Raw genomic sequence first — 16,184 nt, 5'->3', positions numbered from 1 at the left:
GCACTGCTCCGGCAGTGCCCACTCCAGAGTCATGGTTACTGAGGTTTCTTTATGTCCCATCGCCGCTCAGCCGTAAAAGGATCGCTATCCTTTTCTCATCCCGCGGTCCGCGCCTGGCTATTCCAGATTATTGCTATTGTTGCGGTTGTTCTCATCGCCGTGTATCTCATCCATAACACCATCACCAACCTGAATAACCGCGGCATTACCTCCGGTTTCGCGTTTTTAGATCGCAGCGCGGGGTTTGGTATTGTTCAGCACCTTATTGATTACCAGGAAGGTGACACGTACGGACGCGTGTTCGTGGTCGGTTTACTGAATACGCTGTTGGTATCGGCGCTTTGTATCGTCTTCGCATCGATACTGGGCTTCTTTATTGGCCTGGCGCGTCTTTCTGAAAACTGGCTCCTGCGGAAACTGTCGACTGTTTATATCGAGACGTTCCGCAATATCCCCCCGCTCCTGCAGATCTTCTTCTGGTATTTCGCCGTACTGCGTAACCTTCCCGGTCCCCGCCAGGCCGTCGACGCGTTTGAGCTGTTTTTCCTGAGTAACCGTGGGTTGTCCATTCCTTCTCCTCAGCCGGGTGAAGGGCTGTACGCTTTTATCGGCGCGATTGTGATAGCGCTTGCGCTCTCTGCGGGGGTATTCCGTTTTAACCGCAAGCATCAGATCAAAACCGGTCAGCTTCGTAGGACCTGGCCCACGGCAGCTGTCCTGATCGTTAGCCTGCCGCTAATAGCACACTGGCTGTTTGGGGCAGCGCTGCACTGGGATATTCCACATCTGCGGGGCTTTAACTTTCAGGGCGGGATGGTATTAATTCCCGAGCTGGCAGCCCTGACGCTGGCGCTGTCGATTTATACGTCCGCCTTTATCGCAGAAATCATCCGTGCAGGGATCCAGGCCGTACCTTATGGACAGCACGAGGCGGCACGCTCGCTGGGATTGCCCCATACCGTGACGCTTCGCCAGGTCATCATTCCGCAGGCTTTACGGGTCATCATTCCCCCCCTGACCAGCCAGTATCTCAATATTGTCAAAAACTCGTCGCTGGCCGCTGCCATTGGTTACCCGGATATGGTGTCACTCTTCGCCGGAACCGTGCTTAACCAGACCGGACAAGCCATTGAAACCATCGCCATCACGATGTCTGTCTATCTGATCATCAGCCTGGTGATTTCACTGCTGATGAACCTTTATAACCGCCGTATAGCACTGGTCGAGCGCTAAGGATCTATGATGACAAAAGCGATACTGTCGCACTCCTCGCGCCCTGCCAACTCGACAGGTGGACGTTTCATTCTCTGGGCGCGTAAGAATCTGTTCTCCAGCTGGAGCAACAGCCTGCTGACGATTGTCTGCCTGTGGCTCATGTGGGAATTGATTCCTCCCCTGCTGAACTGGGCGTTTTTACAGGCCAACTGGGTCGGTTCAACCCGAGCTGACTGCACAAAAGCCGGCGCCTGCTGGGTGTTTATTCATGAACGTTTCGGTCAGTTCATGTATGGATTGTATCCCCATGAACAGCGCTGGCGGATAAATCTGGCGCTGGTTATCGGCCTGCTCTCTGTCGCGGCTATGTTCTGGAAAAAGCTGCCTCAGCGTGGACGCTATATTGCTGCCTGGGCCGTAGTTTATCCGATTATTGTCTGGGTACTGTTGTATGGCGGTTTCCTGGGACTGGAACGCGTTGAAACACGCCAGTGGGGCGGGCTGACGCTGACGCTGATTATCGCTTCAGTGGGGATAGCTGGTGCTTTACCGTGGGGGATTTTACTGGCCCTGGGACGGCGTTCAAAAATGCCGATCGTCCGTGTGCTCTCCGTTATCTTCATTGAGTTCTGGCGCGGCGTACCGCTTATCACCGTGTTGTTTATGTCGTCGGTCATGCTGCCGCTGTTTATGGCAGAGGGAACAACCATCGACAAGCTGATCCGTGCCCTGGTGGGGGTGATTCTCTTCCAGTCCGCCTATGTCGCTGAAGTTGTACGTGGTGGTCTGCAAGCGTTGCCTAAGGGCCAGTACGAAGCGGCGGAATCACTGGCTCTCGGTTACTGGAAAACGCAGGGACTGGTCATTCTTCCACAAGCACTCAAGCTGGTCATTCCGGGTCTGGTCAACACGATCATTGCCCTCTTCAAGGATACCAGCCTGGTGATCATTATCGGATTGTTCGATCTCTTTAGCAGCGTGCAACAGGCAACCGTTGACCCTGTCTGGCTGGGTATGTCCACCGAAGGATATGTCTTTGCTGCCCTGATCTACTGGATCTTTTGTTTTAGCATGTCGCGCTACAGCCAGCATCTGGAAAAGCGCTTTAACACCGGGCGTACACCGCACTGAGGAAATTATGAGCCAAATAACTATGACACCCGCCGACGCGATGATTACGCTGGAAAATGTGAATAAATGGTACGGACAATTTCATGTCCTGAGGGACATTAATCTTAAGGTAAAGCAGGGAGAACGCATCGTCCTTTGCGGCCCTTCGGGCTCCGGAAAATCCACAACCATTCGCTGTATTAATCATCTTGAAGAACATCAGCAAGGACGCATTGTGGTTGATGGTATCGAGCTGAATGAAGATATCCGCAATATCGAACGCGTACGTCAGGAAGTAGGAATGGTATTTCAGCACTTTAATCTGTTTCCGCACCTGACCGTTCTGCAGAACTGTACGCTTGCGCCGATTTGGGTACGAAAGATGCCGAAAAAGGAAGCGGAGGCGTTGGCAATGCACTACCTGGAACGCGTACGTATCGCAGAGCATGCCAATAAGTTCCCTGGCCAGATATCGGGTGGCCAACAGCAGCGTGTGGCTATCGCCCGTTCGCTGTGTATGAAGCCGAAAATTATGCTGTTTGATGAACCGACATCTGCCCTCGATCCAGAAATGGTGAAAGAGGTTCTGGACACCATGATTGGGCTGGCACAATCCGGCATGACCATGCTGTGTGTGACGCATGAGATGGGGTTTGCGCGAACCGTGGCCGACCGGGTGATCTTTATGGACCGCGGTGAGATTGTCGAACAGGCGCCGCCGGATGAGTTCTTTGCCCATCCGAAGTCAGAACGTACGCGAGCATTCCTGTCACAGGTAATTCATTAGTTGTTTGCTCTGCCGGGTGGAGGCTTCGCCTTACCCGGCCTACCTTTTTTCGCGCATAAACGCAAAAAGGCCATCCTTTCGGATGGCCTTTTCACTTATTTGATGTCTGGCAGTTCCCTACTCTCACATGGGGAGACCCCACACTACCATCGGCGCTACGGCGTTTCACTTCTGAGTTCGGCATGGGGTCAGGTGGGACCACCGCGCTAAAGCCGCCAGACAAATTCTTTTACTTCTTGCCGAACTTTAACCTAAGTATAAAGTGGTGCTGATACCCAGAGTCGAACTGGGGACCTCACCCTTACCAAGGGTGCGCTCTACCAACTGAGCCATATCAGCACGCTAAATTTGATGCCTGGCAGTTCCCTACTCTCACATGGGGAGACCCCACACTACCATCGGCGCTACGGCGTTTCACTTCTGAGTTCGGCATGGGGTCAGGTGGGACCACCGCGCTAAAGCCGCCAGGCAAATTCTGTTAATCTGTATCAGGCTGAAAATCGTGTCTCTCTCTTCGCCGAAACAGCTTCGGCGTTGTAAGGTTAAGCCTCACGGTTCATTAGTATCGGTTAGCTCAACGCATCGCTGCGCTTACACACCCGACCTATCAACGTCGTAGTCTTCAACGTTCCTTCAGGACTCTCAAGGAGTCAGGGAGAACTCATCTCGGGGCAAGTTTCGTGCTTAGATGCTTTCAGCACTTATCTTTTCCGCATTTAGCTACCGGGCAGTGCCATTGGCATGACAACCCGAACACCAGTGATGCGTCCACTCCGGTCCTCTCGTACTAGGAGCAGCCCCCCTCAATTCTCCAGCGCCCACGGCAGATAGGGACCGAACTGTCTCACGACGTTCTAAACCCAGCTCGCGTACCACTTTAAATGGCGAACAGCCATACCCTTGGGACCTACTTCAGCCCCAGGATGTGATGAGCCGACATCGAGGTGCCAAACACCGCCGTCGATATGAACTCTTGGGCGGTATCAGCCTGTTATCCCCGGAGTACCTTTTATCCGTTGAGCGATGGCCCTTCCATTCAGAACCACCGGATCACTATGACCTGCTTTCGCACCTGCTCGAGCCGTCACTCTCGCAGTCAAGCTAGCTTATGCCATTGCACTAACCTCCTGATGTCCGACCAGGATTAGCTAACCTTCGTGCTCCTCCGTTACTCTTTGGGAGGAGACCGCCCCAGTCAAACTACCCACCAGACACTGTCCGCAACCCGGATTACGGGTCTACGTTAGAACACCAGCCATTAAAGGGTGGTATTTCAAGGTTGGCTCCACGCAGACTGGCGTCCACGCTTCAAAGCCTCCCACCTATCCTACACATCAAGGACCAGTGTTCAGTGTCAAGCTATAGTAAAGGTTCACGGGGTCTTTCCGTCTTGCCGCGGGTACACTGCATCTTCACAGCGAGTTCAATTTCACTGAGTCTCGGGTGGAGACAGCCTGGCCATCATTACGCCATTCGTGCAGGTCGGAACTTACCCGACAAGGAATTTCGCTACCTTAGGACCGTTATAGTTACGGCCGCCGTTTACCGGGGCTTCGATCAAGAGCTTCGCGTTGCCGCTAACCCCATCAATTAACCTTCCGGCACCGGGCAGGCGTCACACCGTATACGTCCACTTTCGTGTTTGCACAGTGCTGTGTTTTTAATAAACAGTTGCAGCCAGCTGGTATCTTCGACTGATTTCAGCTCCACCCGCAGGGGCTTCACCTACATATCAGCGTGCCTTCTCCCGAAGTTACGGCACCATTTTGCCTAGTTCCTTCACCCGAGTTCTCTCAAGCGCCTTGGTATTCTCTACCTGACCACCTGTGTCGGTTTGGGGTACGATTTGATGTTACCTGATGCTTAGAGGCTTTTCCTGGAAGCAGGGCATTTGTTACTTCAGCACCGTAGTGCCTCGTCATCACACCTCAGCGTTAAAAAGGTACCGGATTTACCTGGAACCTCCGCCTACATGCTTAAACCGGGACAACCGTCGCCCGGCTAACATAGCCTTCTCCGTCCCCCCTTCGCAGTAACACCAAGTACAGGAATATTAACCTGTTTCCCATCGACTACGCCTTTCGGCCTCGCCTTAGGGGTCGACTCACCCTGCCCCGATTAACGTTGGACAGGAACCCTTGGTCTTCCGGCGAGCGGGCTTTTCACCCGCTTTATCGTTACTTATGTCAGCATTCGCACTTCTGATACCTCCAGCATGCCTCACAGCACACCTTCAACGGCTTACAGAACGCTCCCCTACCCAACAACACCTAAGTGTCGCTGCCGCAGCTTCGGTGCATGGTTTAGCCCCGTTACATCTTCCGCGCAGGCCGACTCGACCAGTGAGCTATTACGCTTTCTTTAAATGATGGCTGCTTCTAAGCCAACATCCTGGCTGTCTGTGCCTTCCCACATCGTTTCCCACTTAACCATGACTTTGGGACCTTAGCTGGCGGTCTGGGTTGTTTCCCTCTTCACGACGGACGTTAGCACCCGCCGTGTGTCTCCCGTGATAACATTCTTCGGTATTCGTAGTTTGCATCGGGTTGGTAAGCCGGGATGGCCCCCTAGCCGAAACAGTGCTCTACCCCCGAAGATGAGTTCACGAGGCGCTACCTAAATAGCTTTCGGGGAGAACCAGCTATCTCCCGGTTTGATTGGCCTTTCACCCCCAGCCACAAGTCATCCGCTAATTTTTCAACATTAGTCGGTTCGGTCCTCCAGTTAGTGTTACCCAACCTTCAACCTGCCCATGGCTAGATCACCGGGTTTCGGGTCTATACCCTGCAACTTAACGCCCAGTTAAGACTCGGTTTCCCTTCGGCTCCCCTATACGGTTAACCTTGCTACAGAATATAAGTCGCTGACCCATTATACAAAAGGTACGCAGTCACACCACGAAGGTGCTCCCACTGCTTGTACGTACACGGTTTCAGGTTCTTTTTCACTCCCCTCGCCGGGGTTCTTTTCGCCTTTCCCTCACGGTACTGGTTCACTATCGGTCAGTCAGGAGTATTTAGCCTTGGAGGATGGTCCCCCCATATTCAGACAGGATACCACGTGTCCCGCCCTACTCTTCGAGTTCACAGCCTGTGTGCTTTCGTGTACGGGACTGTCACCCTGTACCGTGCGACTTTCCAGACGCTTCCACTAACACACAAGCTGATTCAGACTCTGGGCTGCTCCCCGTTCGCTCGCCGCTACTGGGGGAATCTCGGTTGATTTCTTTTCCTCGGGGTACTTAGATGTTTCAGTTCCCCCGGTTCGCCTCGTTAACCTATGTATTCAGTTAACGATAGTGCAACGAATTGCACTGGGTTTCCCCATTCGGACATCGCCGGGTCAAAGGTTCATATCACCTCGCCGGCGCTTTTCGCAGATTAGCACGTCCTTCATCGCCTCTGACTGCCAGGGCATCCACCGTGTACGCTTAGTCGCTTAACCTCACAACCCGAAGATGTTTCACTTCTGATTGCGAAAATTTGAGAGACTCGAACACACCATTAAAGATGTGTCGTTTCAATTTTCAGCTTGATCCAGATTTTTAAAGAGCAAATATCTCAAACGTCACCCGAAGATGAGTTTTGAGATACTGAGGCAGGTGACTTTCACTCACGAACCAGCAAGTGGCGTCCCCTAGGGGATTCGAACCCCTGTTACCGCCGTGAAAGGGCGGTGTCCTGGGCCTCTAGACGAAGGGGACGTGAAGTCTCAATCGCAAGACGCCTTGCTATTTACTTTTCATCAGACAATCTGTGTGGACACTACAAAGGCAGGTTCTTTAAGGTAAGGAGGTGATCCAACCGCAGGTTCCCCTACGGTTACCTTGTTACGACTTCACCCCAGTCATGAATCACAAAGTGGTAAGCGCCCTCCCGAAGGTTAAGCTACCTACTTCTTTTGCAACCCACTCCCATGGTGTGACGGGCGGTGTGTACAAGGCCCGGGAACGTATTCACCGTAGCATTCTGATCTACGATTACTAGCGATTCCGACTTCATGGAGTCGAGTTGCAGACTCCAATCCGGACTACGACGCACTTTATGAGGTCCGCTTGCTCTCGCGAGGTCGCTTCTCTTTGTATGCGCCATTGTAGCACGTGTGTAGCCCTACTCGTAAGGGCCATGATGACTTGACGTCATCCCCACCTTCCTCCAGTTTATCACTGGCAGTCTCCTTTGAGTTCCCGGCCTAACCGCTGGCAACAAAGGATAAGGGTTGCGCTCGTTGCGGGACTTAACCCAACATTTCACAACACGAGCTGACGACAGCCATGCAGCACCTGTCTCAGAGTTCCCGAAGGCACCAATCCATCTCTGGAAAGTTCTCTGGATGTCAAGAGTAGGTAAGGTTCTTCGCGTTGCATCGAATTAAACCACATGCTCCACCGCTTGTGCGGGCCCCCGTCAATTCATTTGAGTTTTAACCTTGCGGCCGTACTCCCCAGGCGGTCGACTTAACGCGTTAGCTCCGGAAGCCACGCCTCAAGGGCACAACCTCCAAGTCGACATCGTTTACGGCGTGGACTACCAGGGTATCTAATCCTGTTTGCTCCCCACGCTTTCGCACCTGAGCGTCAGTCTTTGTCCAGGGGGCCGCCTTCGCCACCGGTATTCCTCCAGATCTCTACGCATTTCACCGCTACACCTGGAATTCTACCCCCCTCTACAAGACTCTAGCCTGCCAGTTTCGAATGCAGTTCCCAGGTTGAGCCCGGGGATTTCACATCCGACTTGACAGACCGCCTGCGTGCGCTTTACGCCCAGTAATTCCGATTAACGCTTGCACCCTCCGTATTACCGCGGCTGCTGGCACGGAGTTAGCCGGTGCTTCTTCTGCGGGTAACGTCAATTGCTGAGGTTATTAACCTCAACACCTTCCTCCCCGCTGAAAGTACTTTACAACCCGAAGGCCTTCTTCATACACGCGGCATGGCTGCATCAGGCTTGCGCCCATTGTGCAATATTCCCCACTGCTGCCTCCCGTAGGAGTCTGGACCGTGTCTCAGTTCCAGTGTGGCTGGTCATCCTCTCAGACCAGCTAGGGATCGTCGCCTAGGTGAGCCGTTACCCCACCTACTAGCTAATCCCATCTGGGCACATCTGATGGCAAGAGGCCCGAAGGTCCCCCTCTTTGGTCTTGCGACGTTATGCGGTATTAGCTACCGTTTCCAGTAGTTATCCCCCTCCATCAGGCAGTTTCCCAGACATTACTCACCCGTCCGCCGCTCGTCACCCGAGAGCAAGCTCTCTGTGCTACCGCTCGACTTGCATGTGTTAGGCCTGCCGCCAGCGTTCAATCTGAGCCATGATCAAACTCTTCAATTTAAGTTTGATGCTCGTGAATTAAACTTCGTAATGAATTACGTATGTTCACTCAGAGACTTGGCATTCATTTTTCGTCTTGCGACGTTAAGAATCCATGTCACTTTGAGTGCCCACACAGATTGTCTGATAAATTGTTAAAGAGCAGTGCAACGCGGCTTTCGCTCACCGTTGCGAGGTGGCGTATATTACGCTTTCCTCTTTCAGAGTCAACCCGTTATTTCAGAATTTTTCTCTTCAACCGAACCGCTTGCTGTGTGAAGTGATTCACATCCGCCGTGTCGATGGAGGCGCATTATAGGGATCCCATTTTTTAGCACAAGTATTTTTTAGATCTTTTTTTCCGACTGCTGATTTTCCGCGCTTTTCGCTGAAATCCCGCCCGATCTGCTTAAATATTGACGTATTTTGCCTTGTCGTGATCCATTAATATGATCAAAGTCTTCTGTATAGCGCTCATTGTTAGAGGTAGATATGCCCGCAGTATTACGTCCTTATAAAGATCTGTTCCCCCAAAAAGGCGATCGCGTGATGATCGATGCCAGCAGCGTGGTGATCGGCGATGTCCGAATGGCCGATGATGTCAGCATCTGGCCCCTCGTCGCCATCAGGGGAGATGTTAACTATGTGTCGATTGGCGCCCGTACCAATATTCAGGACGGCAGCGTTCTGCATGTCACGCACAAATCCTCCTATAACCCGGACGGTAATCCCCTCATCATTGGAGAAGAGGTTACCGTCGGCCATAAAGTGATGCTTCACGGCTGCACTATCGGGAATCGCGTACTTGTTGGCATGGGGTCGATTTTGCTGGATGGCGTCATAGTAGAAGATGACGTAATGATTGGTGCCGGTAGCCTGGTCCCGCAGAACAAACGGCTGGAGAGTGGCTATCTCTATCTGGGAAGCCCGGTAAAACAGATCCGCCCCCTGAAGGAGGCGGAGATCGAAGGATTAAAATACTCGGCGAACAACTACGTTAACTGGAAGAATGACTATTTGGATCAGGACAACCAAACCCAGCCCTGATCGTCTTCCTGCTGTTCGCGGATTAAATCGCTGGCTTCCTCTTCCAGATCCCAGCGATTTTCACAAAATATCGCTATCGGGTCTGAACCGCCAAAACGGCGCAACAGCGTCTCCCCATGAATGGCACAGGTAAGTTGCATCCCCTGCACCAGCACCGGAAAACAGACCGTTTGTTTAGTCTCATCCCAGTTCTCTCTGTCCGGGAAATGGATAGCCTGGTTCACGCCGAAAGCTCCTGCTTTAACTTTTCAATGACAGGTTCGACAGCTGGCAACACACCATGCCAGAGCAGCACCGCATGCGCGGCCTGCCCCACCAGCATTCCCAGTCCATCGGCTAACTGCTTCGCGCCGTGTTGTTCACACCAGTTAAGGAAAGGCGTTTTCCCTTTCTGATAAAACATGTCATAGAAGTACATATGCGCGCTGACCAGAGAAGCAGGAATTAACGGGATCTCGCCATTGATGCCGCTGGACGTGGCATTGATGACAAGATCGAACTCACGATCGTCAAGATCGTCAAGCGCTACCGCGCTCACGCTGCCGGTATGCTCAAACAACGCCGCCAGCGCTTCCGCGCGGGAAAAGGTTCTGTTGGTAATGGTCACCGCACAGTCCAGTGAAAGCAGAGGCAACAGTACTCCCCGCGATGCGCCACCCGCACCAATCAGCAGGACCCGAAACCCGGGCTTAATAAACGACAGTCGTTCCAGATCGCTAAGTAAACCAATTCCGTCGGTGTTGTCACCCAAAAGGCGCCCATCCTCAAGCCGTTTTAGGGTATTGACTGCACCAGCCAGTGAAGCGCGCTCGGTCAGTTCATCCGCACGTTCAAAGGCTTCCTCTTTAAAAGGAACCGTCACATTCGCGCCTTTACCGCCCGCGGCGAAAAAAGCCTCCAGCGTTGGAATAAATGCATCCACCGGGGCCAGTACGCGACCATAGGGATGATTTATCTGCAGCTGCTTCGCAAATTGCTGATGAATCAACGGTGACTTGCTGTGTGCAATCGGATTACCAAAAACAGCATAGGTTTCCATGAGATTACCCCTGGCGAAAACGTTCGCCGGTCAAGGCGTCGCGAATTTCAGACGGATTCAGGCGCCCTCCCGTTTCACCGACAGCGACTGGGAAGTCGTTCCCGAACTGCGCCAGTACTTCTTCGGTTGTCCGACAAGGTGGCAATCCGGTCAGGTTGGCACTAGTTGAGACCAGCGGTTTACCAAATGCCAGGCAAAGTTCAACCACCAGCGGATGGTCAGTTACGCGAACGGCGAGGGAATCAAAACGTCCGGTTAACCAGCGAGGCGTAGTCGGCTGCGCCGGGAAAACGAAGGTCACCGGGCCAGGCCACGCGGAGAAGATCGTCTCGCGCTGCGCTGGCGTCAGCATGGAGTCATCGATATAGGGTTTAAGCTGCTCATAATTCGCAGCGATCAAAATCAGCCCTTTCTCGACGGGTCTTTGTTTTAAGGCAAGCAGTCGGCTCACGGCCGTCTCGCTGTCAGGATCGCAACCGACTCCAAAAACAGCCTCAGTTGGATAGGCGATGACTTCTTCTTTTTTTAGTACGTCCACAGCATGCGCAATGGAGCCTGATGGCAGGTTATTATTCACTATTTTGATCCGCCGTAACCGGCTTTCCACATTGTTTACTGGCGCAGAAGCGTTTCATGCCTTGCGCGGTTTTCTTCTCTATAAGTAGCGGATAATTGCAATGATGGCAGGTTCCCGCTACCGGTTTAAAATTGATAACGAACTGGCATTCAGGGTAGCGATCGCACGAATGGAAAGTCTTACCATAACGGGAACGGCGCTGTACCAACTGACCGCGCTGACACTGAGGGCACGCAATTGCCGTTTCATCAGGCTTATCAATTTGTTCCGTATGCTCACATTCCGGGTAGCGGCTACATCCAATAAACATGCCGAATCGCCCCTGCCGCAGGGCTAATTCACCACCGCAGAGTGGGCAATACTGACCCTCCAGAATTTTAACTATATGTCCATCCGCCTGGCTTTTCAGGGGACGGACATAATCACATTCCGGATAGTGTGAACAACCGAGAAACGGGCCGTGTTTCCCGGACCGAATAACAAGTTCAGCCCCGCACTGCGGGCAGGGCTCGTTTTTATGCACCGTGAATAGTGCTGATTTGGCCATAACAACTCTTGGTGCTGCACATTGAATTAGTGCAGCATACCTTCATTCACTTCAAAGAGTAATTCTTCCATTTGCTGATAGGCGTTTTCACAGCCCGGGATATTAAACAGAACCATCAGGATCACCCACTTGAGATCTTCCAGTTCAAATTCTGCTGTATCCAGCGCCATGACGCGCTCTATCACCATTTCTCTCGTTTCGAGGTTCAGCACCTGAATCTGCTCAAGGAATAAGATGAACCCCCGGCAGCTGGCATCCAGCCTTTCACACTCTTCCGCAGTATAAATGCGTACTGACAATGGGTCAGAAGCAAGCTGCATCGGTTCGGCGAGGCCTTCCTGATAATCAGCCAGTTTTTCCAGCCACATCAACGCATTATAGATATCTTCCCGCTCAAACCCCGCATCGGTAAGATCCTGTGTCAATTTGTCCTGATCCACTCGCATTTCTGCTTCGTTATGGATGTAAGTCTCAAACAAATACATCAGTACGTCGAACATGGCATGCCCTCCTTAATCGGACATAGCCGCCGGGTACAGCTGCGATCCACCCTGCTAACTCCAGTTCGAGTAGCTGTGCTACCGTTACTGGCACAGGTTGGCCGGCACGTTCAGCGACAACGTCAACAGGTGTTACCTCATCTCCTACGTTAGCCAGGAGCTTGGGAAATGGCAATGCCACCTTTCCCTGATCTGATGAATATTGTCGCTTTTCGGGATCTTCCTGCAGCCATTGCAACCCATATTGCAAATTTTCAAGAATATCTCCTACTTCCGTTACCGGCGTTGCCCCTTGCTTAATCAACCAGTGGGGCCCCTCGCATCCGGGATTACCTATCGGTCCAGGCAAGGCGAAGACTTCTCTTCCCTGTTCGAGCGCGCATCGCGCCGTGACCAGTGAACCGCTTCGGCGTGCCGCTTCAACCACCAGCACGCCTTTGCTAAGCCCGCTGATAATCCGATTCCGACGCGGAAAGTTTGCCGGCCTGGGCTGTGCGGAAAGCGGAAACTCAGAAACTATCGCGCCGTCAGATTCAATAAGCCGCATCGCCAGTGCCTGATGCCGGCGTGGATAAATGCTAAAAAGACCGTTCCCCAGCACCGCTACGCTTCGTCCCTTAACTGACAGCGCCGCGCTATGGGCTACGCCGTCAATACCGCAGGCCAGCCCGCTGGTAATCGTGAAACCGCTTTGCGACAGTTGTTCGCACAGGATTTTCCCCCATCGCTCGCCGTACCATGACGGCGCACGGCTGCCTACCACCGCCAGCTGAACGGTATTGAGCGCCTCAGGATTACCTTTTACGAATAACGCCCCGGGATAATCAGGGATCGTGCGGAGCAAAGGGGGATATAGGGGATGGTTGGGCGTTAATAAATGATGTCCCGGCTGCTCAAGCCACACAAGGCTACGTTCCAGCTCGCTCTTATCGAGTGCAAAGAACCGTTCAGCCTGCTTTGCTGTCAGCCCGGCGTTTCTGGCAACGAGCACGTTGAGATGTTCCAGCTTCTGCAGTCGCGCAGCCGCTTCCAGCATTACATCACCACATAGAGGCCCAGTGTGTACTAGCCGTAGCCATATCTCGGTAGACGTCATCCTTTCCCCTGCCATAAGCGGCCTCCGCAATCATTGCGATTGGTCACTGATGCTGTCAATCGATGGGGGATTTGTCTAGAATAGAGAGAGTATTCTTATCAACTCCTGAACACGACTCTGGAAATTTATGGCAGTTTTGCAAGTGTTACATATTCCGGACGAGCGCCTTCGCATCGTCGCTGAACCGGTCAAAGAAGTGAATGCAGAAATCCAGCGTATCGTTGATGATATGTTCGATACCATGTACGCCGAAGAAGGTATTGGCCTGGCGGCGACGCAGGTGGATATTCATAAGCGTATTATCGTGATTGATGTTTCCGAAAATCGCGATGAGCGTCTGGTGCTGATCAACCCTGAGCTGCTCGAAAAGAGTGGCGAAACCGGTATTGAGGAAGGCTGTCTGTCCATTCCTGAACAGCGCGCTTTAGTACCGCGTGCCGAAAAGGTGAAAATTCGCGCTCTGGATCGTGACGGTAACCCGTTCGAACTGGAAGCAGACGACCTGCTGGCGATTTGTATTCAGCATGAGATGGACCACCTGGTCGGTAAACTGTTTATCGATTATCTCTCGCCGCTGAAACAGCAGCGTATTCGTCAAAAAGTAGAGAAACTGGATCGTTTGCGTTCTCGCGCATAACGTCCCCCCGGATACAAGGATCATCGTGTCTAAAACACTACGTATTATCTTCGCGGGAACCCCTGATTTTGCAGCGCGTCATCTTGACGCGCTGTTATCGTCTGGTCACCAGGTTGTTGGCGTCTTTACCCAGCCGGACCGTCCGGCAGGTCGCGGCAAAAAACTGATGCCGAGCCCGGTAAAGGTGCTGGCAGAAGAACATGGGCTACCCGTATTTCAGCCCGCATCGTTGCGCCCACCGGAAAATCAGCAGCTGGTTGCCGACCTGAATGCCGACGTAATGGTAGTGGTGGCTTATGGTTTAATTCTGCCAAAAGCTGTGCTTGATATGCCCCGCCTGGGTTGCATCAACGTGCATGGGTCTTTGCTCCCGCGCTGGCGTGGTGCTGCACCTATCCAGCGCTCGCTGTGGGCTGGTGATGCCGAAACGGGCGTTACCATCATGAAGATGGACGTAGGTTTAGACACCGGCGATATGCTGTATAAACTGGCGTGCCCCATAACGTCAGACGATACCAGCGCTACGCTGTATGACAAACTGGCAGACCTTGGCCCACAAGGGCTTATCGAGACGCTCCAGCAGCTTGCTGACAATACGGCGAAACCGGAAGTTCAGGATGACGCGCTGGTGACTTATGCCGAAAAACTGAGCAAAGAAGAAGCGCGTATCGACTGGTCCCTGTCAGCCGCGCAGCTTGAACGCTGCATTCGCGCTTTTAATCCGTGGCCGATGAGCTGGATGGAGATTGATGAGCAGCCGGTGAAAGTCTGGAAAGCCTCCGTCATTAGCGGTACTACCACGGCTGAACCCGGTACGATTATTGACGCCAACAAGAACGGAATTCAGGTGGCGACTGGGCAAGGGATCCTGAATCTTGAATCGCTACAACCGGCCGGCAAGAAGGCCATGAGCGCTCAGGATCTGTTAAATTCCCGTCGCGAATGGTTTATTCCGGGCAATCGTCTTGCCTGAGCAAATCTATCCTTAAGGCCCGGTGTTCCGGGCATTTTTATTTTTACGGTTATGAAAAAACAAAATCTACGCAGTATGGCGGCTCAGGCCGTTGAGCAGGTTATCGAGCAGGGCCAGTCACTAAGTAACGTCCTGCCTCCCCTGCAACAAAAAGTATCTGATAAAGACAAAGCCCTGCTTCAGGAGCTCTGCTTTGGCGTTCTGCGCACGCTTTCTCAGCTTGAGTGGCTGATTAACAAGCTGATGTCACGCCCAATGACAGGCAAGCAGCGCACCGTACACTATTTGATTATGGTGGGCTTTTATCAGCTTCTTCATACCCGCATCCCACCTCATGCCGCGCTGGCTGAGACGGTTGAAGGCGCTGTTGCGATTAAACGCCCTCAGCTGAAAGGGCTGATCAACGGCGTACTGCGTCAGTTCCAGAGACAGCAGGAAGAGCTTCTGGCTGAATTTACCCAAAGCGAAACACGTTTCCTGCACCCGGACTGGCTGTTGAAGCGCCTGAAAAAAGCTTATCCACAGCAGTGGCAGGAGATTGCCGATGCCAACAACCAGCGCCCGCCAATGTGGTTACGCGTGAATCGTAATCACCACAACCGTGACGCATGGCTGAGCTTGCTCGAAGAAGCTGGAATGAGTGGATTCCCGCATGAAGCCTATCCGGATGCCGTACGCTTAGCCTCACCTGCACCGGTACATGCATTACCCGGTTTTGATGAAGGTTGGGTAACCGTACAGGATGCCTCGGCGCAGGGTTGCATGACCTGGCTTGAACCCAAAAATGGTGAGCAGATCCTCGATCTTTGCGCCGCACCTGGGGGCAAAACGACGCATATTCTGGAAGTGGCTCCGCAGGCCAGCGTGATGGCCGTGGACGTCGATGAACAGCGTCTCTCACGCGTCTACGACAACCTCAAGCGTCTCGGCATGAAGGCTCAGGTTAAGCAGGGCGATGGGCGCAAACCCGCAGAGTGGTGTGGTGAAACCCAGTTCGATCGCATTTTGCTGGACGCCCCCTGCTCTGCAACCGGTGTTATTCGTCGTCATCCGGACATCAAGTGGCTACGCCGCGATCGTGATATTAAGGAACTTGCCCAACTGCAATCCGACATTCTCGACGCCATTTGGCCGCATCTTAAATCTGGCGGAACGCTGGTCTATGCGACCTGCTCCGTACTGCCGGAAGAAAACAGCCAGCAAATCGCGGCCTTCCTTAAACGTACGCCGGACGCCGCGCTGAGCGATACGGGAACGCCTGAATGCCCGGGTCTGCAGAACCTGCCGGGTGCTGAAGAGGGCGATGGCTTCTTTTACGCTAAGCTAATCAAAGAGTGATGTTGAGAACAG

13 protein-coding genes, 2 tRNA genes and 4 rRNA genes are annotated in these 16,184 nt (G+C 52.9%); 7 read left to right on the top strand and 12 right to left on the bottom strand.

Features of this window, described 5'->3' with window-relative positions; all coding sequences use genetic code 11:
- The first annotated feature begins 51 nt into the window (after positions 1–51).
- Genes M2422_RS16680 through M2422_RS16670 form a run of 3 tightly spaced genes read left to right on the top strand, consistent with a single transcriptional unit; the run spans position 52 to position 3,112 of the window.
- Complete coding sequence (locus M2422_RS16680) at positions 52–1,233, top strand: amino acid ABC transporter permease (protein WP_023309438.1); 1,182 nt, start codon at positions 52–54, stop codon at positions 1,231–1,233.
- 9 nt (positions 1,234–1,242) lie between these two features.
- Positions 1,243–2,346: an amino acid ABC transporter permease gene (locus M2422_RS16675; protein WP_033146777.1), complete on the top strand. Its 1,104-nt coding sequence runs from the start codon at positions 1,243–1,245 to the stop codon at positions 2,344–2,346.
- A gap of 7 nt (positions 2,347–2,353) precedes the next feature.
- Positions 2,354–3,112 (top strand): amino acid ABC transporter ATP-binding protein, encoded by a 759-nt coding sequence (locus tag M2422_RS16670; RefSeq protein ID WP_023309440.1) that lies wholly within the window; start codon positions 2,354–2,356, stop codon positions 3,110–3,112.
- Between the two features lie 104 nt (positions 3,113–3,216).
- Here M2422_RS16670 and rrf (M2422_RS16665) read toward each other — a convergent pair.
- The 6 genes from rrf (M2422_RS16665) to M2422_RS16640 all read right to left on the bottom strand — a co-directional run bounded on the left by rrf (M2422_RS16665) (position 3,217) and on the right by M2422_RS16640 (position 8,439).
- Positions 3,217–3,332 (bottom strand): 5S ribosomal RNA (gene rrf, locus M2422_RS16665).
- Positions 3,333–3,375: 43 nt separating this feature from the next.
- Positions 3,376–3,451: transfer RNA gene (locus M2422_RS16660), tRNA-Thr, on the bottom strand.
- A gap of 14 nt (positions 3,452–3,465) precedes the next feature.
- Positions 3,466–3,581, bottom strand: a 5S ribosomal RNA gene (gene rrf, locus M2422_RS16655).
- 69 nt (positions 3,582–3,650) lie between these two features.
- Positions 3,651–6,556, bottom strand: a 23S ribosomal RNA gene (locus M2422_RS16650).
- A 183-nt stretch (positions 6,557–6,739) separates the two neighbouring features.
- A tRNA-Glu gene (locus M2422_RS16645) sits at positions 6,740–6,815 on the bottom strand.
- 84 nt (positions 6,816–6,899) lie between these two features.
- Positions 6,900–8,439: ribosomal RNA gene (locus M2422_RS16640) — 16S ribosomal RNA — on the bottom strand.
- Together the 16S, 23S and 5S rRNA genes with 2 tRNA genes alongside form the textbook arrangement of a ribosomal RNA operon.
- Before the next feature lie 471 nt (positions 8,440–8,910).
- Here M2422_RS16640 and M2422_RS16635 point away from each other — a divergent pair.
- On the top strand, positions 8,911–9,465 hold the full coding sequence (locus tag M2422_RS16635; protein ID WP_058841964.1) for a gamma carbonic anhydrase family protein: 555 nt from the start codon (positions 8,911–8,913) through the stop codon (positions 9,463–9,465).
- Here M2422_RS16635 and M2422_RS16630 read toward each other — a convergent pair.
- The 6 genes from M2422_RS16630 to dprA are packed head-to-tail and all read right to left on the bottom strand — an operon-like array spanning position 9,441 to position 13,224.
- On the bottom strand, positions 9,441–9,689 hold the full coding sequence (locus M2422_RS16630; RefSeq protein ID WP_064673108.1) for a DUF1488 domain-containing protein: 249 nt from the start codon (positions 9,687–9,689) through the stop codon (positions 9,441–9,443). The two genes, M2422_RS16635 and M2422_RS16630, sit on opposite strands and share 25 nt — an antisense overlap.
- Positions 9,686–10,504, bottom strand: a complete 819-nt coding sequence (aroE, locus tag M2422_RS16625) for a shikimate dehydrogenase (RefSeq protein WP_064673109.1) — start codon at positions 10,502–10,504, stop codon at positions 9,686–9,688. The genes M2422_RS16630 and aroE overlap by 4 nt, the downstream gene beginning before the upstream one ends.
- Before the next feature lie 4 nt (positions 10,505–10,508).
- Positions 10,509–11,081, bottom strand: coding sequence for an L-threonylcarbamoyladenylate synthase type 1 TsaC (tsaC, locus tag M2422_RS16620; protein ID WP_033146781.1), 573 nt, complete (start codon positions 11,079–11,081; stop codon positions 10,509–10,511).
- Complete coding sequence (locus M2422_RS16615) at positions 11,074–11,628, bottom strand: type I DNA topoisomerase (RefSeq protein WP_064673110.1); 555 nt, start codon at positions 11,626–11,628, stop codon at positions 11,074–11,076. Before M2422_RS16615 ends, tsaC begins: the two co-directional genes overlap by 8 nt.
- Before the next feature lie 26 nt (positions 11,629–11,654).
- A complete protein-coding gene (gene smg, locus M2422_RS16610) occupies positions 11,655–12,128 on the bottom strand; it encodes a DUF494 family protein Smg (protein ID WP_008503477.1) in 474 nt (157 codons plus the stop codon).
- Entirely contained in the window at positions 12,100–13,224 is a 1,125-nt protein-coding gene (dprA, locus tag M2422_RS16605) for a DNA-protecting protein DprA (RefSeq protein ID WP_064673114.1), read from the bottom strand. The genes smg and dprA overlap by 29 nt, the downstream gene beginning before the upstream one ends.
- Before the next feature lie 127 nt (positions 13,225–13,351).
- Between dprA and def the strand changes: the two genes are divergently transcribed.
- From def to rsmB, 3 genes are read left to right on the top strand one after another with little or no spacing between them, the layout of a single operon-like run.
- A complete protein-coding gene (def, locus tag M2422_RS16600) occupies positions 13,352–13,861 on the top strand; it encodes a peptide deformylase (RefSeq protein WP_006812188.1) in 510 nt (169 codons plus the stop codon).
- A 25-nt stretch (positions 13,862–13,886) separates the two neighbouring features.
- The gene (fmt, locus tag M2422_RS16595; RefSeq protein ID WP_047059615.1) at positions 13,887–14,834 is read left to right on the top strand and encodes a methionyl-tRNA formyltransferase; all 948 of its coding nucleotides are present in this window, start codon (positions 13,887–13,889) and stop codon (positions 14,832–14,834) included.
- 51 nt (positions 14,835–14,885) lie between these two features.
- Entirely contained in the window at positions 14,886–16,172 is a 1,287-nt protein-coding gene (gene rsmB / locus M2422_RS16590) for a 16S rRNA (cytosine(967)-C(5))-methyltransferase RsmB (RefSeq protein ID WP_064673111.1), read from the top strand.
- Positions 16,173–16,184 lie beyond the last annotated feature (12 nt).

It is taken from the genome of Enterobacter sp. SLBN-59 (genome assembly GCF_024807915.1).
Classification (GTDB): domain Bacteria; phylum Pseudomonadota; class Gammaproteobacteria; order Enterobacterales; family Enterobacteriaceae; genus Enterobacter; species Enterobacter asburiae_B.
This window is presented reverse-complemented; position numbering and strand designations above follow the sequence as displayed.

Bases quoted from the DNA above. Each gene is read 5' to 3' on its own strand.
- M2422_RS16680 (WP_023309438.1), top strand. From the start codon at position 52: ATGTCCCATCGCCGCTCAGCCGTAAAAGGATCGCTATCCTTTTCTCAT.
- M2422_RS16675 (WP_033146777.1), top strand. From the start codon at position 1,243: ATGACAAAAGCGATACTGTCGCACTCCTCGCGCCCTGCCAACTCGACA.
- M2422_RS16670 (WP_023309440.1), top strand. From the start codon at position 2,354: ATGAGCCAAATAACTATGACACCCGCCGACGCGATGATTACGCTGGAA.
- M2422_RS16635 (WP_058841964.1), top strand. From the start codon at position 8,911: ATGCCCGCAGTATTACGTCCTTATAAAGATCTGTTCCCCCAAAAAGGC.
- aroE (WP_064673109.1), bottom strand. From the start codon at position 10,504: ATGGAAACCTATGCTGTTTTTGGTAATCCGATTGCACACAGCAAGTCA.
- M2422_RS16615 (WP_064673110.1), bottom strand. From the start codon at position 11,628: ATGGCCAAATCAGCACTATTCACGGTGCATAAAAACGAGCCCTGCCCG.
- smg (WP_008503477.1), bottom strand. From the start codon at position 12,128: ATGTTCGACGTACTGATGTATTTGTTTGAGACTTACATCCATAACGAA.
- dprA (WP_064673114.1), bottom strand. From the start codon at position 13,224: ATGACGTCTACCGAGATATGGCTACGGCTAGTACACACTGGGCCTCTA.
- def (WP_006812188.1), top strand. From the start codon at position 13,352: ATGGCAGTTTTGCAAGTGTTACATATTCCGGACGAGCGCCTTCGCATC.
- rsmB (WP_064673111.1), top strand. From the start codon at position 14,886: ATGAAAAAACAAAATCTACGCAGTATGGCGGCTCAGGCCGTTGAGCAG.